The following is a 22037-nucleotide window of genomic DNA, read 5'->3' as shown; positions in this document are numbered from 1 at the left end:
ACCCAGCAGCTGGCCCGCAAACGCGGGCCAGCTTTTTTGATGGGCACTCAGCAACTCTCTCAACGGCCTCGATACGCGCTAAGGAAAGAGTGCCGGGCTCACACCATCCACGACAAAAACGGCACTCCGTGGAGTGCCGTTCGTGATCGTTGCCTTAGCCAATGCTATGGCATTGCTGCGATCACGCCACGCTGCCGTGGGGATCGATGACGAATTTCTTGGCCGCACCGCCATCGAAATCGGCATAGCCCTGGGGCGCCTGATCCAGATCGATCATCTGTACGTTGACCGCATCGGCGATCTTGACCTTACCGAAAAGGATCGCCTGCATCAGCGGACGGTGATACTGCATCACCGGGCACTGCCCCGTATGGAAGCTGTGGGACTTGGCCCAGCCGAGGCCAAAGCGCATGCTCAAAGCCCCCTGCTTGGCCGCCTCGTCAGCCGCGCCTGGATCTTCGGTCACGTACAGACCGGGAATACCGATCTGCCCGCCCGCACGGGTCAGCGACATGGCCGAGTTGAGCACCGTGGCGGGCGCCTCTTTACCGTGGTTACAGCCGCAGGCGTGGGCTTCGAACCCCACGCAGTCGACGAAGGCATCGACCTCTCGCTCGCCGAGAATCGCCTCGATCTTGTCGGCCATGTCACCGTCTTGGGTCAAGTCGAGGGTTTCACAGCCAAAGCTGCGGGCCTGGGCCAGACGCTCTTCGATCATATCGCCGACGATCACGCAGGCTGCGCCCAGCAGTTGAGCGGACACCGCAGCGGCCAGTCCCACCGGGCCCGCGCCAGCGATATAGACGGTACTGCCCGGTCCGACGCCGGCCGTTACGCAGCCGTGAAAACCGGTAGGGAAGATATCGGAGAGCAGGGTCAGATCCTTGATCTTCTCCATGGCCTGATCGGCATCCGGGAACTTCAGCAGGTTGAAGTCGGCATAGGGCACCATGACGTACTCCGTCTGGCCGCCTACCCAACCGCCCATGTCCACGTACCCATAGGCAGCGCCTGGACGCGACGGATTGACGTTGAGGCAGATGCCGGTCTTGCCGGATTTACAGTTACGACAGCGGCCGCAAGCGATATTGAACGGCACAGACACCAAGTCGCCCGGCTTGATGAACTCGACGTCGCGACCGGTCTCGATCACCAGCCCGGTGATTTCGTGTCCCAACACCAGGCCCGCAGGCGCCGTCGTGCGCCCCCTAACCATGTGCTGGTCACTGCCACAGATGTTGGTAGTCACGACTTTAAGAATGACACCGTGCTCACATTTGCGATTCCCCAGCGCAAGCTCAGGATACGCAATAGATTCGACGGCGACTTCACCTGGGCCCTTATAGACGACTCCGCGATTGGCTGCACTCATGGATGACTCCTGTCGCTGCTTGTTGTTGTGCATAGCGTGAATGGCGCTTTTTCACACTATCCCTTCGCCACCCCGAGACTTGCTCCAAAAAGGCATCCACATGTCTATTCGAGACATGCCCGCCAGGATGAATAGGTAGAGGTCGCTTTCGAGATACTTCCCGCTGCGAACACGCTCAACAATTTCTGACGTCGGCGGTGCCCATCCTGCCTGACGTACTAAAACAACCTAAAAGGAAACGCGATGAACAACGACGATGATCCCGTTCTGTCGCCTGGACAGGACAACACACAGATACTGGGGTTGGACTTCCATAACCCCGTCTTCCCACTCTCCGCTCTCGCCATCCTGCTCTTCATTATCTATGCGCTGGTCTATCCAGACGCCGCGAACGCACAATTGGGTCTCGCCAAGAACTGGTCGATCGAGCATTTCGACTGGCTCTTCATGGTGGCGGGTAACGTTTTCGTGGTCTTCTGCCTGATACTGATCTGCTTACCCCTCGGCCGAATTCGCTTGGGCGGCAAAGATGCCAAACCGGAGTACTCACGCACCTCCTGGTTTGCCATGTTGTTCGCAGCGGGCATGGGGATCGGCCTGATGTTCTGGAGCGTCGCCGAACCGGTGGCCTATTACACCGACTGGTACGGCACCCCCCTTAACGCGCCCGCGGGCACGCCGGAGGGCGCCAGCGCCGCCATGGGCGCGACCATGTTCCACTGGGGACTGCATCCCTGGGCCATCTATGCCGTCGTCGCGCTTTCGCTAGCGTTTTTTGCCTATAACAAAGGACTGCCGCTGACGCTGCGCTCCGCCTTTTACCCCATTCTGGGCGAGCGTACCCGCGGCTGGGCTGGCCATGTCATCGACATTCTCGCCGTACTGGCCACCATCTTCGGACTGGCGACCTCGCTCGGGTTTGGCGCGACCCAGGCGGCAGGCGGCCTCGCTTACCTGTTCGACGTGCCCAATACCATTGGCACCCAGCTGGCGATCATCGTCGTGGTCACGGTCATCGCGCTGATCTCGGTATGGCGGGGCATCGATGGCGGCGTCAAGCTGTTTTCCAACATCAACATGGTCATTGCGGCGGCGCTACTGCTGTTCGTGGTCGTCGCGGGCCCGACCCTGATGATCCTGACGGGTGTCGGCACCACCGCAGTGGACTACGCCAGCTATCTTCTGCCGCTGTCGAACTGGATCGGCCGCGAGGATGACACCTGGTACCACGGCTGGACCATCTTCTACTGGGCGTGGTGGATCTCCTGGTCACCGTTCGTCGGCATGTTCATCGCTCGCGTCTCCAAGGGACGTACAGTTCGTGAGTTTTTGATTGCGGTACTGTTAGTGCCCACGCTGGTCACGCTGGTCTGGATGAGCACCTTTGGCGGCACGGCGCTCTCGCAAGCGACCAACGGGGTCGGCGAGCTGGCCAACGGGATCAGTGACGTTTCGCTTGCCATGTTCCATATGCTGGAGCAGTTGCCCCTGACCAGTATCACTTCGACGCTGGCCATCGTGCTGGTGCTGGTGTTCTTCATCACCTCATCGGACTCCGGCTCATTGGTCATCGACAACATCACAGCAGGCGGCAAGACCGACGCGCCCAGGAGCCAGCGTGTCTTTTGGGCCACGCTGGAGGGTGTCATTGCAGGCGCCCTGCTCTATGGTGGAGGAAGTACTGCCCTCACGGCACTGCAGGCGGGTGCAGTCGCCACCGGGCTCCCCTTCACCATCGTGCTGCTGCTGATGTGCTTCAGCCTCTACAAAGGACTTCACAAAGAGTGGAAACAGACGCAAGCGGTGCCTAACGCCGCCGTCTGATCGGGTCAAGTCACCGCCAACGACGGGGCGCCATGCAGATGGCGCCCCGTTCGTTTTGCGGACAGCGTGTCGTGATTTCGGCACTATAGGACGCTACTGGCTATGAGACGCCAAAACACGCGCGGCACTATAACGACACAACATCAACGACTTCATGGCGACCCTCATGATCTACACCATCGCAATACTGCTAAGCCTGGTCGGCTATTTCGTAATCGGCCACCTGGCCGGACGTCGCGTCAAGGGGCTGGACGACTATCTGGTCGCTGGCCGCAATGCGCCTACTTTCTTCATCCTCGGCACCCTAGTGGCCAGCTACCTGAGCACCAGCGCCTTTCTGGGCGAAACGGGGTTTGCTTACCAAGGTTACCCCTTCGTGATGCTGATCTTTGCGGCGGTCAGCACCTCGGGCTGCCTGCTGGGGGCGCTGGTGTTCGGCCGCTACCTGCGCCGCAGCGGCGCGCGCACCGTGCCGGAGTTCTTCGGCAAGCGATTTGCCTCGCGCCGGGTACAGGCCATCGCCGGTCTCACCACGATCATCGGCCTTGGCGCTTACCTGCTGGGCGTGATGCAAGGCGCGGGCATCATGTTCGCCGAACTGACTGGCATGCCCTACTGGGTGGGGCTGGTGCTGGTATGGGCGACCTATACCGGTTTCATTCTCTACTCCGGCTCGCCGGGGGTGATGCTCACCGATACCATCATGTTCGTGATCTTCTCGCTGGCCGCCGTGGGCGGGTCGCTGTATGTCATCCAGGATCTAGGCGGCTGGAGCGGGGTCGTCGAGGGGCTGCTGATCCAGACCGACAAACCGGGCATTGCGCTTTGGCATGGGGTGGTCGACGGGCCGGAGGCCAGCTTCTCTTCTCCTGGCGAGGCGCTGGTCTGGGGCCTCACCCTGGGACTCGTATGGGCGGCAGTGCTGGCGGCAAGTCCCTGGCAGTCCAGCCGCTATCTGATGGCCCGCAACGAGCATGTCGTCATGCGCTCGGCCATGCTCACCGCCGTGGCGCTGGCCGTGTTCTACGCGCTGATGATGATGACCGGCGCCGCGATCAACCTTTACGACGCGACGCTCGATCCAGAGCGTTCGATGGTCTGGGTGGCGCTCAACGTGCTGCCGACCTGGCTGGGGGTGGTCATTCTGACCGGAGTATTCGCCGCAGGGCTCTCCTCCTGCTCGACCTTTCTATCGATCATTGGCTTCAGCCTCTCCAACGACATTCTGCCCGCCTCGACGGATGAGCGGACGGCCATGCGCAAGAGCCGCATCGCAGTGCTCGCGGCTGGGTTGATCGCGCTGCTGCTGGCCCTGTTTCAGCCCCCCGCCGTCATGTCGGTGGTGTGGTTCGCGGCGACCCTGTTTGCCTCCTCCTGGGGGCCGGTGGCGCTGATGAGCATCTGGAGCCGTCGCATCACCGCGGCGGGCGCAAGCTGGGGCTTGGTCGTAGGCTTTGCCGGTAATGTCGCGCTCTCGTTGATGGTGCAGGCCGAATGGATTAGCCTGCCCGTCTACCTGCATCCGGTGCTGCTCAGCACGCTCTTGGCCCTGGTGGCCATCGCACTGGCCTCGCGTGTGACCCAGGTGAGCGAGGCCGAGTCGGCGTATCGGGCCTTCCTGCACGAATTCGATGCCAGCGCGATGAGCGGCTGGGTATCCGGCACCCGCTGGATCGCCCTGTGCACCATGCTCTCGGGCGTCGCCATCGGCGTGTTTCTGTGGCAGCAGTACGCCGTCATACTGGCGGGGTTCACCGAACGCTTCGCGCTTTCCAACGGTGCGGTGTCGGGTGCTTACCTGCTGGCGATCGGCTGCGGCAGCATGCTGCTGATCGCAGGTGCCGTGGGCGCCTGGGTGGTGCGCGACCGCCACGCAAAGAGCCCGGCGATAGCGGGCCACCCCAGCCAGTGACGACCTCCATGAGGCCGCTCGCCTCATCGGCCTGAGGTCGTCCATCGCCCGCCTACTCGGCGGGCGCTTCACTTCATGACTCACAAGGAGATGAGATCATGCAGCTCAGCACCTATCAACGCGGCCTGCTCATCGTGGTACTCGGTGTGGTATTTCTCAGTTTCGACGGTCTGCTGATCCGGCTCGCCGCCACCGACGGCTGGACCGTCATCTTCTGGCGCGGCCTGTTGATGTTCTGCGTACTGGGGCTCATATGCACTGTCGGCCAGCGGCTGACGGCCTTGAGACGGCACCCCGTTGCGTCACTGGCTTCGACCGTGCTGCTGGGCCTGATATCCAGCCTGTTCGTGCTGGCGGTGATGAACGCGAGCGTTGCCAACGTGGTGGTGATTCTCAGCACCGCGCCGCTGTTCGCCGCCGTGTTCTCACGGATGTTCCTGGGAGAGAGGGTCGCCCGGCACACGCTGGCGGCCATCGTGGCCTGCATGCTGGGCATGAGTCTGGTCTTCATGGGCCACGGCGCCCACGGAATGCTGCTGGGTAACCTGTACGCCCTGGCAGCCTCCGCCGCCATCGGTGGCAACCTGACGCTGCTGCGCCGTTTTCCAACCGTCGATACCATGTCGGTGGTCGCCGGTGGTGGGCTGCTATCCGCCGCGGTGGCACTCTCCATGGCCACGCCGCTGGCCCTCGATGCTCAGCGCTACGGCGTACTGGCCTTGATGGGGCTCGTGCAAATGCCCTTGGCGACGGTACTGATCAACAGCGCCACCCGCTACCTGCCCTCCACCGAAGTGGCGCTGTTTTATCTGGTCGAAACCGCGCTGGGCACGGCGTGGGTGTGGTGGTTACTGGGCGAAGCGCCCAGCGTCTCGACGCTGATCGGTGGCGGCGTGGTGATCCTGGTGCTAGTGCTGCACGCCTGGATAGGCCTTCGCCTCGAACGCCAGCGGCTACGGATATCTCCCGCCTTTTGCGCCAAGTAGCCAACGCCCCCACATGCGCACGCAATGAAAAGCCCGCGGGAGTGCGGGCTTGGTAGGTAACGCTAGAGGAATAGACGTCAGCGTAGCACCTCCTCCTCCTTGAGCAGCTTGTAGATCGCCTCGGCGCCCTGCTCAGGCGTCACGTCGGTGAGCACTTGGCCGCCCTTGCCCTCGGACTTGGCGGCCGCCGCCTTGAAGCGATCCCTGGCCGACGCCGCCTTGACGATCTTCAAACGCTTGGGCCGTTTACGGGCGGGGGTCAGGTGCCACTCGGCCAGTGCCGTATCGGCTTCGGGCTGGGTCGGCTCGACGGCCAGTTCCCCGCGCCGCGCCGGACCAAAGGCACTTTGACGCGCCACCGGCGCCGCCTCGTCCACGCTGATGATGGCCGGCAGGCGCACCTTGAGGCGACGACGCTGCCCGCGCGGCAGCGCCTGCAGCAGGGTCAGCACGCCGTTCTCCACGCTTTCGACGGCCGCCAAGCCGTTGATCAGCGGCCATCCCAGGCGTTCTGCCAGCGCGTAGGGCAACAGCCCAGAGCCCTCCCCGCGCTCCGCGCGGGTGCCGGTAATCACGAGCTGGGGGGACGCCGCCGTCAGGTGCTCGGCCAACGCTGGAATCGCGTCGCTGCCTTCGGGCTGCTCCAATAGAGTCATGGCATCGAGCCCCATCCCCAAGTAACCGCGCAGCGCGGCGTCGCTCTCATCGTCCTTCGGACCGGCATGCAAGACGCTTAGCCGCGCGCCCGGCTCCTCGCTCTGCATGGCCAGCGCCAGCTCCAGCCCGCGGGCATCCTGCTCGGCACGCCGCGGACGACCGGTGGTCGGGTGGCGACCAATGGAGACCAGCACCGCGATGCTCACCCCCTGCTGGGATGGCTGCTTCTGCTGCGTTGAATCAGGCCGCATCGCGCTCTCCTCCTCGCTGCCGTTCGACCATGGCCACCAGGGCGGCCAGAATCTGCGTACTATCACCAATGACGGCCAGATCGGCCCGCTTGATCATGTCGCACCCAGGATCGACGTTGACCGCCACCACCTTGTCGCAGCGCTGAATGCCCTGCAGGTGCTGGATCGCGCCTGAGATGCCGACGGCCATGTACACGCGGGCCGTGACCCAGGTGCCGGTCGCGCCTACCTGACGGTCGCGGGCCATGAAGCCATCGTCCACCGCCACCCGGGACGCCCCTTCGGTAGCACCGAGCACTTTGGCAGCGTGGTGGAAAGCCTCCCACTCTTTGACACCGTTGCCGCCGGAGAGAATGAACTCCGCCTCGGCCAGCGCCACGCCCGCCGGGTCCACGGCCACCTGCCCCAGATCCTCGATCCGCGACAGCGTGGTGGGAATCGACGCCGCCAGGCTCACCGGCTCCGCCGCGTGGCGCGTTTCGTCCACCGGCTCGGCGCATTCGGCCAGTGCCAGCGTGACGCGGGGTAGCGGACGCTGAATGTCCAGGCTGTCGGCGGCACCGCGTGCGGTACAGCGCCAGTCCAGCGAAGCGTTTGGATCGGTCTCGACCTGCCAAACGCCGGTGGCGGCGCGCTCGCCCAGGCGCACGGCCAGCCGCCGCCCCAGGTCGGCACCGCCCAGCGGCGAGTCCGGCAGCAGCCAGAAGCGCGGTGCCATCTCCCGTTCGACGGCGTTTAGCGCCGCCAAGCGCGCTTCGGGCGCGAACCCAGCGTAGTACTCATCGTCCAGATGCACGACCCGGTCGATACCGGCTTCACCCAGCGCTTCCTCTTTGTGCTCGCCAAACAGCACCGCCACGACCGCGCCAGGGCGCTCGGCGTCGGCATCCGCCAACCGCCGAGCCAGGCCCAACAGATCTTTGTCGTGGCCGGATAGGCGTCCGCCGGTCAGATCGGGCACCACGGCAACCAGGAAGGCCGGTTGCTCGATGGTCACCGGGCGACGGCTATCGCGGCTGGCCGCGGCGGCCGCCGTGGACGCCTCGCCCTGCTGGAGACCGCTGCGGTCGATACGCTTCACGCCATTGGGGCCGATGAAGCCGATGGCGTGGGGGTTCTTGCGCATCACACCGTTGGGGCCCAGCCACTCGCTGACAGCAGAGCCATTCATTTCGGACGCCACGCTGGCGTGCTCGGGGTGCAAGCGGTTGCGGGCAATCCATTCGCGACGCGGGTCGCGGCGAATGATCTCACTCATACGGTCACCTCCTCGGCGGGCGTGGTGGTAGCAGAGCGACGGGCCGCCTCGAGCGCAGGGTCAGTAGGGCGCTCGACCAGCGCATCCGCCACCAGTTCGGCAATGTCACGCACCTCGGCAGTGGCATCCACCACGCCTTCCAACATGGCGGTACACTGCGGGCAGCCCACCGCCACCAGCTCGGCACCGCTCTCTTTGACGTCGTTCATGCGCATGTCGGGAATACGCTGCTTGCCGGAAATATCGGTAATCGGCGCGCCGCCACCGCCGCCGCAGCAGCGCGAGCGGAAGCCGGAGCGCTGCATCTCCTTGAGCTCGATACCCAGTGCCTTGAGCACGTTGCGCGGGGCGTCGTATTCACCGTTGTAGCGCCCCAGGTAGCAGGGGTCGTGATAAGTGACGCGGCCGCCCTTCCAGGGCGCGAACGCCAACCGTCCGGCCTCATATAGCTCAGCAATGAACGTACTGTGGTGGCGAACATGATAGTGGCCGCCCAGCTCACCGTACTCGTTGCCCAGCACGTGGAAGCTGTGCGGGTCGCAGGTGACGATCTGCAGGAAGTGGTACTTGGACAGCGTGGCAATGTTGCGCTTGGCGAGTGACTGGAACGTGGCCTCGTCACCCAGACGACGCGCTACATCGCCGCTGTCGCGCTCTTCAGCACCCAGTACAGCGAAGTCCACCTCGGCGGCACGCAGCACTTTCACCAGCGCACGCAGGGTACGCTGATTGCGCATGTCGAAGGCGCCATCCCCCAGCCACAGCAGCACGTCGACCTGCTTGAGATCGGCCATCAGCGGCAAGTTGAGATCCGCCGCCCAGTGCAGCCGCGAGCCTGGATCGAAACCGCCGGGGTTGTCGGTGGCAATCAGATTGTCGAGCACCTCGGCGCCTTTGTTGGGCGTCTTGCCCCGCTCCAGCGTCAGGTGGCGGCGCATATCGACGATGGCATCGACGTGCTCGATCATCATCGGGCACTCTTCGACACAGGCGCGACAGGTGGTGCAGGACCATAGGGTCTCGGCATCGACGAGCGCCTTGCCCTCCAGCGCCACGATGGGCGAATGGGGCGCACCCGCATGTTCACCCACGGGTTTTCCCGGGTAGGGAGAACCGACATAGCCCGCGTCGCTGCCCCCGGCCATGCCCACCACCATGTCCTGAATCAATTTCTTGGGGTTGAGCGGCTGGCCCGCGGCAAACGCCGGACATACCGCTTCACAGCGGCCGCACTGGACGCAGGCGTCGAAGCCCAGCAGCTGATTCCAGGTAAAGTCGACGGGCTTTTCCACACCCAGCGGCGCCTTGGCATCGTCGAGATTCAGCGCTTTGAGGCCCGTCGAGCGGCCGTTGCCACCCTTGTGCGTCGAGAAGCGTTCGGCACGGCGGTGGAAAGCCAGGTGCAAGGCTCCCGCAAACGCGTGCTTCATCGGCCCGCCCCAGGTCATGCCGAAGAACATCTCACCCAGCCCCCAGGCGATGACGCCCGCCAGCACCAGCGCCAACAGCCAGCCGCCACTGCTTTCCAGCAGCCCTTCGGGCAGTAGGGCCACCGTGGGCAGAGTGATCAGGAAAACGCCCAGCGAAAATGCCATGAGGCTTTTTGGCAGGCGCATCCAGGGCCCCTTGGAGAGCCGCGTGGGTGGATCGAGCCGCCGACGCGCCACGAAGAGGCTGCCGATGAACATCGAGGTGCTGGCCAGGAGCAGTAATCCGCCCAGCACGGGGTTGGCGACCCCAAGACCGTGCACCAGGATCATTAGCACGGCAGCGGCCACGAAGCCACCGGCGGTGGCCACGTGGGTGTTGGAGATCATCTTGTCACGCCCCACCACATGGTGCAGATCCACCAAGTAGCGGCGCGGCATTGCGATCAGACCCTTGAGCAGATCGACCTTCGCCGGGCGTCCCTGGCGCCAGAGACGCACGCGGCGCACGGCGCCGATGACGGCCAGGGCCAAAGCGCTAAAAATCAGTATCGGCAAGAGCGTGTCGAGCATGGTACTCACCTCATCTTTCGCGGCGGGGCTGCTCCGGCGGCAGACCTCGGCGAGGGCGCTGTCAACCCATCCCTGGGCGCTACTTTCGACATATGACCGCCATGGATGGCGGAAATGCCGTAAACGTACGGAACTGTTTTACGGTCCTGTCAAAAGACCCTCGCTACGGTCTTCCACCGGCGCCCCGGCTCTCGCTCGGGTCAAAAATCCTTGCAGATTCGCAGGGCATCGTAGATGGCCGCGTGGGTATTACGCGGTGCCGTGCAGTCGCCCAGGCGGAACAGCAGGAAGCCATCCCCCTCTTCGCTCAGGCAGGGCTGAGGCTGAATCGCATAGAGCGCCTCAAGATCCACCTGCCCTTTATTGCGAGACTGCTCCTTGAGGGCGTAGTAGAGCGACTCATCGGGGCGCACGCCGTTCTCGACGACCACTTGATCCACCACGCGCTCTTCCAGGGCGCCGGTGTACTCGTTTTCGAGCACCGCCACCAGGCTGCCGCCCTCGCGGTAGACCTTATGCAGCATCAGGTCGGAGGACATGATCACCTCCTTCTCGTAGAGGCTGCGGTAGTAGGTCGGGAAGGTGGTGCCGCCCACCGCTGCGCCGGGCTTGATGTCGTCGGTGACGATCTCCACCTTGGCGCCCTTGTCGGCCAAATAGTCGGCCGCCGAGACGCCGGAGAATTCGCAGATGGCGTCATAGATCAGCACGTTCTTGCCCGGTTCGACCTTACCGGAAAGGATGTCCCAGGTACTGACCACCAGGCTTTCCTCGGGATTGTCCGAGTAGCCCCACTCGGGGTGCTGGCTCAGGAACGGCTGACCGCCGGTGGCCAAAACGACGATGTCCGGGCGCAAATCGAGCAGCGTTGCCTCGTCGGCGCGGGTACCGAGGCGCAGATCGACCTTGAGACGCGCCAGTTCGAGCTGATACCAGCGGGTGATACCGGCAATCTGATCGCGCTGCGGCGCCTGGGCGGCAATGGTGATCTGGCCACCCAGGGCGTCCGCCGCTTCGAACAGCGTGACATCGTGACCGCGCTCCGCCGCCACCCGCGCCGCTTCCATACCGCCAGGGCCACCACCGATCACGACGACCTTACGCTTGGCGCCCTCGCTCTTCTCGATGATGTGCGGCAGTCCCATGTACTCCCGCGAGGTCGCCGCGTTCTGGATACACAGCACGTCCAGGCCTTGGTACTGGCGGTCGATGCAGTAGTTGGCGCCGACGCACTGCTTGATCTGGTCGACCTGCCCCATTTTGATCTTGGCGATCAGGTGGGGATCGGCGATGTGGGCGCGCGTCATGCCGACCAGATCGACATAGCCCCCTTCGAGGATACGCTGCGCCTGGTTGGGATCCTTGATGTTCTGGGCATGGATCACCGGCACGCTGACCACTTCCTTGATGCCCGCCGCCAAGTGGAGGAAAGGCTCCGGCGGGTAGGACATGTTGGGAATGACGTTGGCCAGGGTATTGTGGGTGTCGCAGCCGGAACCGATGACGCCGAAGAAGTCGACTTGGCCGGTGGCGTCGTAGTAGGCGGCGATCTGCTTCATGTCATCGTGAGAAAGACCGTCGGGATGGAACTCGTCGCCGCAGATACGCATGCCGACGCAGAAGTCGTCACCCACTTCGGCGCGTACCGCCTTGAGCACTTCCATACCGAAGCGCATGCGGTTTTCGAAGCTACCGCCCCACTCGTCGGTACGCTTGTTGACTCTCGGACTCCAGAACTGGTCGATCAGGTGCTGGTGCACGGCCGACAGTTCGACCCCGTCGAGGCCGCCCTCTTTCGCTCGGCGCGCGGCCTGGGCGAAGTCGCCGATGATGCGCCAGATCTCTTCGACTTCGATGGTTTTACAAGTAGAGCGGTGCACCGGCTCACGGATACCGGAGGGTGAGACCAGCGTCGACCAGTCGAAACCGTCCCAGCGGGAGCGGCGGCCCATGTGGGTAATCTGGATCATGATCTTGCCGCCATGCTTGTGCACGGCATCGGCAAGGTTCTGAAAGTGCGGAATGATGCGGTCGGTGGAGAGGTTCACCGAGCTCCACCAGCCCTGGGGACTGTCGATGGAGACCACCGAGGAGCCGCCGCAGATACATAGACCGCAGCCGCCTTTGGCCTTCTCCTCGTAGTACTTGACGTAACGCTCGGTGGTCATGCCGCCGTCGGTGGCGTGCACTTCGGCGTGGGCGGTGCTGACCACGCGGTTACGGATCGTCAGTTTGCCGATTTCGATCGGCTGAAAAATTGCGTCGAATGCCATGTGCGTCTCTCCTCTACCTCTGGCTATCGGGCGGCGTCGTTCAGCGGCTGGACGGTAAAGAGCCCAACGTCACAGCCCTCTTCGGCAGCACTTTGGGTCTGCTCGGCCACGGTGCGCAGCGAGCTTCCCCGCGCGGCGAGGATTTGATCCATGGCACCAGCAAACCAGCCAGTGAACATGTACTCCTCTTTTTTACCGGTCTTGCCGAGTTGGTAAACGAACGCGCTATGCTCGAGACGCACCTGGGCGGTACCCGAGTCGAGATCGATCTGCTCGGTCAGGAAAAGCCCCCAACCGCGCTGAGAGAGACGATTCATGTAGTGCTCGAAGACGGCCTCGCCCTCGATACCATGGCATTCGGCCTCTTTTTCGCACCAGTGCCAGGCGCTCTTGTAACCAGCGTGATAGAGAATCTCGGCGTACTTCTCGGCACCCAGCGCCTCTTCGATGGCCACGTGGTTGTTGATGAAAAAGTGACGCGGCACATACAGCATCGGCAGGGCATCGCTCGTCCAAACGCCGGTTTCGCTATCGACTTCGATGGGCAGTGCGGGGGCCAGTTTGGTCACGGTTATATTCCTCGAATCTTTGTTATGTCAGGTTATCGACGGGGCTACCCCGGGAACATGCCTACGAGGAGGCGCTATGAATCCATCCCTGGACGCTACCGACGCCATCCCTGGCGTCGGACCTCCTCTACGGCATGCTCCCGGCGCCCCTCGCTTCGGAGGCAGTCATCTGCTCGGCGTCAGGCGCCCCAGACGTCCTTGAGCACGCGCACCCAGTTCTCGCCCATGATCTTGCGCACCTGTTTTTCGCTCATGCCGCGCTTGAGCAGCGCCTCGGTGAGATTGGGGAACTCTCCCACGGTGCGGATTCCTTCGGGATTGATGATCTTGCCAAAGTCCGTCAGGCGGCGTGCGTAGCCCTTGTCGTGGGTCAGCCACTCGAAGAACTCCTGACCGTGTCCCTGGGTGAAGTCGGTACCAATGCCGATGGCGTCTTCACCGACGATATTCATGATGTACTCGATGGCCTCGCAGTAATCATCGATGGTCGAGTCGACGCCTTTCTTGAGGAACGGGGTGAACATGGTGACGCCGACGAAACCGCCGTGATCGGCGATGAACTTCAGCTCTGCGTCGGACTTGTTGCGGGGATGCTCTTTCAAGCCCGAGGGCAGGCAGTGGGAGTAGCAGACGGGCTTTTTGGACTCGAGGATGACTTCCTCGGAGGTCTTGGCGCCGACGTGAGAAAGGTCGCACATCATGCCCACACGGTTCATCTCGGCCACGATCTCGCGGCCAAAACCGGACAGGCCACCGTCGCGCTCATAGCAACCGGTACCGACCAAATTCTGGGTGTTGTAACACATCTGCACGATGCCCACGCCCAGCTGCTTGAAGATCTCGACATAGCCGATCTGGTCTTCGAAGGCATGGGCATTCTGGAAACCGAAGATGATCCCGGTCTTGCCCTCCTCCTTAGCGCGGGTGATGTCGGCGGTGGTGCGCACCGGGCGCACCAGGTCGCTACACTCTGCCATCAGCTGATTGGATTTGACGATGTTGTCGACCGTGGCCTGAAACCCCTCCCACACCGAGACGGTGCAGTTGGCAGCGGTCAAACCGCCGCGACGCATGTCTTCGAGCAGTTCGCGGTTCCATTTGGCGATGATCAATCCATCGATGACGATGGCGTCATCGTGCAGTTCAGAGGGGGTCATGGCTAAGCTCCAACATGGGTGAATGAAGCGAGCATAGCGCCGACGCTGGGCAGGGCGACGCTTGGAAACGACCGTGGAAATTCCAAAAGCGTCATTCTGTCGCTAAAACGACGCAGCCCGATTCCCCGCCAACAGAGCAACAGCCGACCGGCCAAAGGGGAGCCGTGCCCATAAAAAAAACGTGCCGCTCTCAGTAAGCGGCACGTTTTAAAGGGACCTTCACACGTCACATCAGCTCAATACCGGTACGCTAGCAAAGGTGGGCTCCCCCTGAGCGTAGGCCAACGCCTGCTGGGCACTCGACAACGGCTCGTTCTTGTAAGGCTTGATTCCCCACCGCTTGATCAGAGACGCAGATTTATCGGGGTGGCCCTCCTGGCGGTCGGAGACACCGAGGCGCTCGTTGCGGGGCGGCACGCCAAAGTACTCTCGATAGCATTTCGAAAAGTGCGGCGTAGAGACGAAGCCGCAGACCGACGCAATTTCGATGATCGACAACGGCGTTTGCTTGAGCAGCTGTCTCGCCCGGGTCAACCGCAGCTTGAGATAGTAGCGGGAAGGTGAACAGAGCAGATAGCGTTGAAAAAGCCGCTCTAACTGGCGCCGTGAGACGCCTACGTAGCTCGCCAATTCGTTGAGTTCGATAGGCTCTTCTAGATTGGCTTCCATAAGCGCCACGATTTCCAACAGCTTGGGCTGAGTCGTCCCCAGCACATGCTTGAGGGGCACGCGCTGCTGATCCTGCTCGTTACGCACGCGCTCGTAGATGAACATTTCGGAGATACCCGCCGACAGCTCTTTGCCATGGTCGTGAGCAATCAGGTTGAGCATCATATCGAGCGGGGCGGTACCTCCTGAGGCCGTGAACCGATCGCGATCGATAGAGAACAGGTGCGGGGTCAGAATCACATTAGGGAACGCCTCCTGCATGGAGGGCAAGCACTCCCAATGCACGCTGGTTTCGTAATGATCCAGCAGCCCCGCCTGGCCCAATGCCCAACTGCCCGTGCATACCGAGCCAAGCCGCTTCACCTGACGCGCCTGTGCCTGCAGCCAGCGGAGGTGTTCACGGGTCACACTATGCTGTGGGCCCACTCCGCCACACACGACGACCCACTCGAGCGACAGCGGCGTATGAATGGAAGCGTCTGGCGTCACCTGCAAGCCGTCACTGGCACGCACCGGCAGGCCATCCTGGGTCAGCGTGTACCAGCGATAAAGCTCACGACCGGCCAACTGGTTGGCCATACGCAGTGGATCGATGGCGGATGCCAGCGAAATCAGGGTGAAATTGTCCAACAGCAGAAAGCCAAGGGTCTGTGGTTCGCACGCACGGTTAGTCGTGGCCGAGTCTTTTACTGAATGTGATGTCATGGTCCTACCCTCACTCACCTTTTTAAACCATTCGTCTTTTTTATTAGAGTTTTTTGGTATCCCTGGCGTTTCATAGCCTCCCCTGATGCAGTATGCCTGAATGCTAACTCATCCAAGGGGGCGTCTTGCTCCGTCGTCGTATACTGGCACGAATAGAGCGGTTAGAGACAAGACTATTACACTCATCTGCTCGCAAAAGTCGCAAATAACATGTTGTAAGTCGCATTGGGACCTCTAGAGGTGTATTGAGCGAAAAAATGTTAGTTCCAGACTTGAGGATGAAACGCTGATAGAGGCGCGCACTGAAGGTCGCCTTGTGTAGACCGCGGAAGGTTAGCCCTCGTCATCGCTGACTAATACGTTGAATTAATTACTTTTAAGAATATTCATATCGATAAAAATTGCCATTCAGGTATCCATGGACAGTAGCCACTGATACCGCCAGCATGACGTGCCCTAGCCGTTCATGCTGATGAGCAATTGACCAGCGACCCAAATGATACTTAATCAACTAACTTCAAGTACTGGCGAACGCTATACAGCCAGCCACAATCTGGCAGACTAGTGTGTTTATACCCCCTCAGAAGTGAGTAAGCATGATGAGCGATACCGCAAAACCCTGGACGCAACCGATGCCCGATGCGCAGTTCAAACTGATGCGCGACATTTTGGCGGCCCCCAGCCCAGTGGGCTTGGAAGGCGCGATGACCTACGGCGTACTAAAGCCCTACTTCGAGAGCTTCGCGCCCAGCGACTGGCACCTGCACCAGTTCAAAGGCAACGCAGGCGTGGTGCTAGACACGCATCCGGGCCGCGATGACATGTTCAAGTTGATGATCATCGGCCACGCAGACAAAATCCGTATGCAAGTTCGTTCGATTGGCGAAGACGGCAAGGTCTGGATCAACACCGACTCTTTCTTGCCCGGCGTATTAATCGGCCATGAAGTCACGCTGTTCAGCGAAGATCCAAACGCCCCAGGCCACTACCGCAGCATCGAAGGCGGCACAGTAGAAGCACTCGGCGCTATCCACTTTTCTGATCCCGCTCAGCGCGATGGCAGCAAAGGGATCAAAAAGGAACAGATCTATCTTGACCTGCAAATCCACGGCGAGAACAAAAAGCAGCAGGTACTGAACCTAGGCGTGCGTCCAGGCGACTCGATTATCTTCAACCGCCCTATTCGCTCTGGCTTTAGCCCGAACACCTTCTACGGTGCCTATTTGGATAACGGTTTGGGATGTTTCGTGACGGCAGAAGTGGCGCGCTTGATCGCCGAAGCGGGCGGCACCGACAACGTACGGGTGATGTTTGCCATCGCCAGCTACGAGGAAATCGGCCGTTTCGGTAGCCGCGTGCTGGCTGGTGAGCTCAAGCCCGATGCGCTCATTGGCGTGGACGTGAATCACGACTATGTGGCCGCCCCTGGCATCGGCGACAAGCGCATGCAGCCGCTGGAAATGGGTAAAGGGTTTACGCTGTCGGTGGGCTCGATTGCCAGTGAACAGCTCAACCGTATCATTGCCAGCGCTGCCAAAGAGCAAGACATCCCCATGCAGCGGGATATCGTGGGGGTGGATACCGGCACCGATGGCATGGCTGGCGTTCTGGCCTCCATCGATAGCGCAGCAACGTCTATGGGGTTCCCAATCCGCAACATGCACACTATTTCGGAAACCGGTAACACCCATGACGTGCTGGCGGCAATTCACGCGCTACACCACACCATTAAAACGCTGGATACCCTGCCCAATCCCAAGCAGGCATTTTTGGATAATCATCCGCGTCTCGATCAAGCCAGCCCACTAACCCATCAAGGCAGCGCCAAACCTGAGAACGATGACGAAAAATCCGCTTGATCCCTATAAAAAAACCCCGGCCATTGCTGGCCGGGGTAGTAGTAATTCCTCCGTAATCCTTCTTCACGAACCTCCTGTTCGTGCATCCCTGGTCTGACAAGCGTTCCATGCTTGCTCTCGCTCCTTAACACCTCTCCCTGTGTTGCTACTTACCTTGAACCTTCTATGTGTCAAAAACATTAACCTGAGATAGAAAATAGCGCACTTTTGATAAATTTTACCTTTTGGCATACCGAGCCCCCTTCAGGCGCGCAGCATGCTTTTCTTAGCGCTTTACCAGGCGACCGCCTATACTTTTTCTGCATCCATCGTGATGTTTCTCTACACGGACGTTACCACGCCTGAACCCATTCATTCCCTAGCGGTAGGAGGTCAGCGTGAGACATATCATGATCAGTTCGACCGTCCACGGTGTGGATATCATGTGCCGCCACTGCGGCAATGCAGAATCCGCCACCACATCGTACCTCAATCGGTTCCGGTTGGAAGGCACCGGTAAGGACAGCGTGCTGCTTCGCTGTTTGAGTTGCCAAACGTCGGTGTCGGCCCCCATGAGCCAGCTAAGCGCTCTGTTCTATCACTACGCCTGTTAATGGCTTAGATGAACTCGAGCACACAAGTACGGCTCGCAAAAAAAACCCCGACCATCGCTGGCCGGGGTTTCATCAGGTCCTCCCTAATCTTACATCACGAACATCCTGTTCATGCTTCCTTGTGCGCCGCAAGCACTCCCTACTTGCACTTCCTTGTAACGCCTTCCTTGCGTTATGTGCACACAGTGCGCCCTATAAAGCTCGAGTTATCTAACCTGGGATATGAAACGCGAAAAGTTTTTCGTTTCGTGCGCGCACCATCTACGCGTGCTTACGCAGGTCGGCATCAAAAACGTCCCACGCTTCGCTGGCCACTCATCGATGAGTGAGACCGCGACGCTTTAACGGCCGATGGGCTGCTTACCTACGCAAAAGGCGGGCTCGAAGGCCCGCCTTGTCGATGGCATTACGTCAGCGTACTAGCGTGTGAACCATGCCATCAGCGCCTCTGCCGTAGGAGCAGAAGAGGGCGGGTTTTGGCCGGTGATCAACTGACCGTCCTCGCGTACGTAGGGTGTAAAGATATCGGCTTTGCTGTAGATACCGCCACATTTCTGTAGCGCATCTTCTACTAAATGCGGTACGACATGAGTGAGACCCACCGCCTCTTCTTCACCATTAGTAAAACCGGTCACTTGACGACCTTTCACCAGCGGCTCGCCGCTTACGTCTTTGGCATTCACCAGCACGATAGGTGCGTGGCATACCGACGCCACCGGTTTACCTTGGGCGATAAAAGTTTCGATCAAATGGATAGAGTCTTCATCGTCCACCAAATCCCATAACGGCCCATGGCCACCAGGGTAAAACACCGCGTCGAAATCGTCTGCGCTCATGTCGCTCAGGCGATGCGTATTCGCCAATTCGGCTTTAGCTGTCTCGTCTTGCTGAAAGCGTCGGGTTTCGTCGGTTTGGCTCTCTTCCGCATCGCTTTTGGGGTCCAGCGGCGGTTGCCCACCTTTAGGTGAAGCAAGCGTTATGTCAGCGCCCGCATCTTTGAAGACGTAGTAAGGTGCCGCCAGCTCTTCCAGCCAAAAGCCGGTTTTCTCTCCTGTATCACCTAGCTGATCGTGCGAGGTCAACACCATTAGAATACGCTTACTCATCTCGATGCTCCTATTGGTCACGCATGGGATAGCATTTGCACTCCTAGGGCTACTTTGGGGCGCTCATCGAGGCTTACAAGCCCTACCTCCTGATATTGTATAGCAAATTCATCGCGAACAAACGAAAAGTAACTCTTTGTTTTATATAAATTAAACGACATAAATCATCATTTCGTACCATTCAGGTACAATAAATATACAATTTAATCTTGTACATTATTTATCCCTAACCTATAGTTTGAAGGGTCGGGGGCAGGGATACCGCGGCACAAAGGAATGTACGCTAAGGAATAGCGACACCAAGCTCACGGAAAAGAGCGTGCTCAGGAAGAGCCATGTAAAGCCACGGAAGGAGCTAGCCAAGGAAGAGCTAAGCGATGACCATGGAAGGCAAGGTACTAGAAGCATCGGTGCTTAAAAAAGCGTCCTCAGTTTTGAGGGCGCTTTTTCATGGGTGAAAGGTAGCTAACGCTATGATTTCCACCGACATAGGTGATACGTGAGCTTTCATGAACGACCATTTTTTCGGAACGGCCCTACACATCGCGCAGACTCCGCCAGTAGCTTTGGCGCAATTCGCCGCCAATTTGACTTCCGCTCTATCGAAATTGGCCGCTGGGTAACGCGTGAAGAGCGCGATCGAGCGGCAGCGCTGTTTCATGATGCGCTCTGCGACCTCATGCTCATTTTACAAGGCAACGAAACGCTGATTTCACTTAGAGGCGCACTAGCGCTGCAGTACGGCACCGGTGGGCGTCCTGGCGTGTCGGCACACTATGATCCCAGCCAGCGTAGCTTTGCGCTTGCCAAAAACGCTGGCCCCGGCAGCATCGCTCATGAGTGGTTTCACGCATTTGACCACTACATTGCCCCCAAATGTTTTCAAGACCTGCCTAATAACGCCTTCGCCTCAGCCGCCTGGTTGACCAATGCCGCACCCATTTGCCACCCCCTCAACCAGCGATTACTCGCCTGTTTCCGGGCCATTCTGCTTCAACCGGACGGCCAGCAGCCTAGCGCACTATTTTTAAACGCTGCCGCAATGGACAAATCGCTGGGCCAGCTTTACTACAGCAAACCCGAAGAGATGTGCGCTCGCGCTTTCGAAGCTTTCGTTCAAGATGCTCCGATCAAAAACCACTTTTTGGTCAAAGGCACCCAGTGCTCTCCTGACGCCGAACGCGGCTTGTACCCGGTAGGTGAGCAGCGCGCAGCGATCAACCGCGCATTTAACCACTACTTCTCTAGCCTTGGCGCAGCGCTGAGCCTTGAGCAATAGCGATGTGCAAAATCTTTTGCTAGCGACTAGGCTGTAGGCTCACTTATTTCTCAGAGGACGAGAGCATGCCATCTACTACTACTATCGTGGTCGTCGTTGTCGTGGTTGCCGTGGTGATCTTTGGTTTTAGCGGTGGCCTACCGTTTTGACGCACCGGAGTATGCACGACCACGCTGTTTTTTCATCCGGTACATGTTTACATCGGCATGGCGAAGCAGTGTGTTGGCATCTTGGCCGTCTTCGGGATAGACGGCCACACCCACGCTGCAAGACGGCATATCCATGCAGAGTGTACTCACACTCTCGTTCGAGGATAACTCGTCAAGCAGTTGAGCCGCTTTTTCCATCGCGGCTTCTTTGGAGTGAAGATCGGTCAAGAGTACCGTGAATTCATCCCCACCCATGCGTGCCACCGTGTCGGTATCACGAACACAGCTACTCAAGCGCGGGCTATCTCACACAGCACGGCGTCTCCTGCCGCATGACCGTGCACATCGTTGATACTTTTAAAGTCATTCACATCCAAGAATAGAAGTGCCAAACGGGCTTGATAACGCCTAGCGGTAGTCAACGCCGAGGCTAGGCGGTCATAAAACAGCGAGCGATTGGTCAGCTTCGTCAACGGGTCGTGGTGTGCGAGAAAACGCAATTCCTCTTCCGCTTGAACTTGGGGGGTGATGTCGCGTGCGACGCCAATACGCACCTGCTCCTCCTCGGACCAGCGCGCAGACCATAATATATGCACCACGCTGCCACTCTTGTGCAGGTAGCGATTACGAAAATCGAGATGAGGCTGTCCATTCATTACTCGCTTGATGGAAGCATGCGTCATCGCCACATCTTCTGGGTGCATATAGCGGGTAATTAGGGTGCCTATCAGCTCATCAGCGCGATACCCCAACAGCGACTCGCAGGCATCACTGACGAATAGAATGCGATGCTCTGCATCTACCACGAACACGGTATCGAGCATCAGGTGAATCAGTTTGGGGTAAAGCGCCTGCAAATCGACGGTCATGGGCAGCCTGGCGGGGTGACTTTCTCCCGAGTATAGACGGATCAAGAGCTGTATCAGTACCGTCTGTCTCGACCCTTCCATCGAAATTAACACTATGAACTCGATGAAGTTTCCAGCCAACCTTGTTTCACGGAGATCTCACTAGAATGTTCCCAAAACCGCTCCCAAAGCCCAGAAACGACGAAGGGGAATCAACATAAGGTTGATTCCCCTTCTATATTTCGTGGCGGAGAGGGAGGGATTCGAAACCACACTGACCTCCCTTCCACTACCTAACTAACTGATTCTATTATGAACTATCACGACTGACAGCACCAAAGCATTCCCAGTTTGTTCCCGAGTATTTGGCAGCAACGTCATTATCACGTACGTGCGCACGTCACATGTGGAGGGTTGGCGGGAATGTGTGGGTGTCTCGGAAAAAGGTAATAAAGGTAACCAACCTCGCGAAAACCACCTAAGCAATTGAAATTATTAAAATTAACACAGTCGTTCAAAAGGTAATAAAAAGGTGATCTATAGGTAACCACATTACCTTTTATAAAGGTG

The 22037-nt window shown here is 59.7% G+C and carries 15 protein-coding genes and 1 pseudogene; 6 read left to right on the top strand and 10 right to left on the bottom strand.

Features of this window, described 5'->3' with window-relative positions; genetic code table 11:
* Positions 1-181: 181 nt before the first annotated feature.
* Entirely contained in the window at positions 182-1372 is a 1191-nt protein-coding gene (gene fdhA, locus FRH_RS11760; protein WP_153842381.1) for a formaldehyde dehydrogenase, glutathione-independent, read from the bottom strand.
* Positions 1373-1615: 243 nt separating this feature from the next.
* Here fdhA and FRH_RS11755 point away from each other — a divergent pair, with 243 nt between their 5' ends.
* From FRH_RS11755 to FRH_RS11745, 3 genes are all read left to right on the top strand, one after another.
* Entirely contained in the window at positions 1616-3196 is a 1581-nt protein-coding gene (locus FRH_RS11755; protein WP_281996918.1) for a BCCT family transporter, read from the top strand.
* 166 nt (positions 3197-3362) lie between these two features.
* On the top strand, positions 3363-5108 hold the full coding sequence (locus tag FRH_RS11750) for a sodium:solute symporter family protein (RefSeq protein WP_219863222.1): 1746 nt from the start codon (positions 3363-3365) through the stop codon (positions 5106-5108).
* Positions 5109-5206: 98 nt separating this feature from the next.
* Positions 5207-6094: a DMT family transporter gene (locus tag FRH_RS11745; RefSeq protein ID WP_281996917.1), complete on the top strand. Its 888-nt coding sequence runs from the start codon at positions 5207-5209 to the stop codon at positions 6092-6094.
* Positions 6095-6171: 77 nt separating this feature from the next.
* Here the strand turns inward: FRH_RS11745 and FRH_RS11740 are convergent, their stop codons facing one another.
* The 7 genes from FRH_RS11740 to FRH_RS11710 form a co-directional block, all read right to left on the bottom strand.
* Positions 6172-7002 (bottom strand): electron transfer flavoprotein subunit beta, encoded by an 831-nt coding sequence (locus tag FRH_RS11740; RefSeq protein ID WP_139525512.1) that lies wholly within the window; start codon positions 7000-7002, stop codon positions 6172-6174.
* Positions 6992-8260 (bottom strand): electron transfer flavoprotein subunit alpha/FixB family protein, encoded by a 1269-nt coding sequence (locus FRH_RS11735; RefSeq protein WP_139525511.1) that lies wholly within the window; start codon positions 8258-8260, stop codon positions 6992-6994. Before FRH_RS11735 ends, FRH_RS11740 begins: the two co-directional genes overlap by 11 nt.
* The gene (locus tag FRH_RS11730; protein ID WP_139525510.1) at positions 8257-10260 is read right to left on the bottom strand and encodes a (Fe-S)-binding protein; all 2004 of its coding nucleotides are present in this window, start codon (positions 10258-10260) and stop codon (positions 8257-8259) included. The genes FRH_RS11735 and FRH_RS11730 overlap by 4 nt, the downstream gene beginning before the upstream one ends.
* Positions 10261-10460: 200 nt before the next feature.
* Positions 10461-12533, bottom strand: a complete 2073-nt coding sequence (gene dgcA, locus FRH_RS11725; RefSeq protein ID WP_139525509.1) for a dimethylglycine demethylation protein DgcA — start codon at positions 12531-12533, stop codon at positions 10461-10463.
* Between the two features lie 23 nt (positions 12534-12556).
* Positions 12557-13102, bottom strand: coding sequence for a DUF5943 domain-containing protein (locus tag FRH_RS11720; RefSeq protein WP_139525508.1), 546 nt, complete (start codon positions 13100-13102; stop codon positions 12557-12559).
* Between the two features lie 179 nt (positions 13103-13281).
* Entirely contained in the window at positions 13282-14259 is a 978-nt protein-coding gene (locus tag FRH_RS11715; RefSeq protein ID WP_139525507.1) for a dipeptidase, read from the bottom strand.
* A gap of 231 nt (positions 14260-14490) precedes the next feature.
* Positions 14491-15633 (bottom strand): GlxA family transcriptional regulator, encoded by a 1143-nt coding sequence (locus FRH_RS11710; protein WP_139525506.1) that lies wholly within the window; start codon positions 15631-15633, stop codon positions 14491-14493.
* 599 nt (positions 15634-16232) lie between these two features.
* On the opposite strand from FRH_RS11710, the gene FRH_RS11705 reads away from it, so the two are divergent.
* Together FRH_RS11705 and FRH_RS11700 are read left to right on the top strand one after the other, a co-directional pair.
* Positions 16233-17492, top strand: a complete 1260-nt coding sequence (locus FRH_RS11705) for a M20/M25/M40 family metallo-hydrolase (protein WP_139525673.1) — start codon at positions 16233-16235, stop codon at positions 17490-17492.
* 389 nt (positions 17493-17881) lie between these two features.
* Complete coding sequence (locus FRH_RS11700; RefSeq protein ID WP_139525505.1) at positions 17882-18085, top strand: hypothetical protein; 204 nt, start codon at positions 17882-17884, stop codon at positions 18083-18085.
* Positions 18086-18504: 419 nt separating this feature from the next.
* Here FRH_RS11700 and FRH_RS11695 read toward each other — a convergent pair whose 3' ends face one another.
* A complete protein-coding gene (locus FRH_RS11695) occupies positions 18505-19191 on the bottom strand; it encodes a type 1 glutamine amidotransferase domain-containing protein (RefSeq protein WP_281996916.1) in 687 nt (228 codons plus the stop codon).
* Positions 19192-19690: 499 nt separating this feature from the next.
* Between FRH_RS11695 and FRH_RS11690 the strand changes: the two genes are divergently transcribed.
* Positions 19691-20470: a CLCA_X family protein gene (locus FRH_RS11690; RefSeq protein ID WP_139525503.1), complete on the top strand. Its 780-nt coding sequence runs from the start codon at positions 19691-19693 to the stop codon at positions 20468-20470.
* 137 nt (positions 20471-20607) lie between these two features.
* Here FRH_RS11690 and FRH_RS11685 read toward each other — a convergent pair.
* Positions 20608-21443: pseudogene (locus FRH_RS11685) on the bottom strand (diguanylate cyclase).
* Between the last annotated feature and the right edge of the window lie 594 nt (positions 21444-22037).

This window comes from Halomonas sp. A020, from assembly GCF_027943625.1.
Classification (GTDB): Bacteria; Pseudomonadota; Gammaproteobacteria; order Pseudomonadales; family Halomonadaceae; genus Vreelandella; species Vreelandella piezotolerans.
This window is presented reverse-complemented; position numbering and strand designations above follow the sequence as displayed.

Coding starts and splice junctions, on each gene's coding strand:
- fdhA (WP_153842381.1), bottom strand. CDS start 1,372: ATGAGTGCAGCCAATCGCGGAGTCGTCTATAAGGGCCCAGGTGAAGTC.
- FRH_RS11755 (WP_281996918.1), top strand. CDS start 1,616: ATGAACAACGACGATGATCCCGTTCTGTCGCCTGGACAGGACAACACA.
- FRH_RS11750 (WP_219863222.1), top strand. CDS start 3,363: ATGATCTACACCATCGCAATACTGCTAAGCCTGGTCGGCTATTTCGTA.
- FRH_RS11745 (WP_281996917.1), top strand. CDS start 5,207: ATGCAGCTCAGCACCTATCAACGCGGCCTGCTCATCGTGGTACTCGGT.
- FRH_RS11740 (WP_139525512.1), bottom strand. CDS start 7,002: ATGCGGCCTGATTCAACGCAGCAGAAGCAGCCATCCCAGCAGGGGGTG.
- FRH_RS11735 (WP_139525511.1), bottom strand. CDS start 8,260: ATGAGTGAGATCATTCGCCGCGACCCGCGTCGCGAATGGATTGCCCGC.
- FRH_RS11730 (WP_139525510.1), bottom strand. CDS start 10,260: ATGCTCGACACGCTCTTGCCGATACTGATTTTTAGCGCTTTGGCCCTG.
- dgcA (WP_139525509.1), bottom strand. CDS start 12,533: ATGGCATTCGACGCAATTTTTCAGCCGATCGAAATCGGCAAACTGACG.
- FRH_RS11715 (WP_139525507.1), bottom strand. CDS start 14,259: ATGACCCCCTCTGAACTGCACGATGACGCCATCGTCATCGATGGATTG.
- FRH_RS11710 (WP_139525506.1), bottom strand. CDS start 15,633: ATGACATCACATTCAGTAAAAGACTCGGCCACGACTAACCGTGCGTGC.
- FRH_RS11705 (WP_139525673.1), top strand. CDS start 16,233: ATGAGCGATACCGCAAAACCCTGGACGCAACCGATGCCCGATGCGCAG.
- FRH_RS11700 (WP_139525505.1), top strand. CDS start 17,882: ATGATCAGTTCGACCGTCCACGGTGTGGATATCATGTGCCGCCACTGC.
- FRH_RS11695 (WP_281996916.1), bottom strand. CDS start 19,191: ATGAGTAAGCGTATTCTAATGGTGTTGACCTCGCACGATCAGCTAGGT.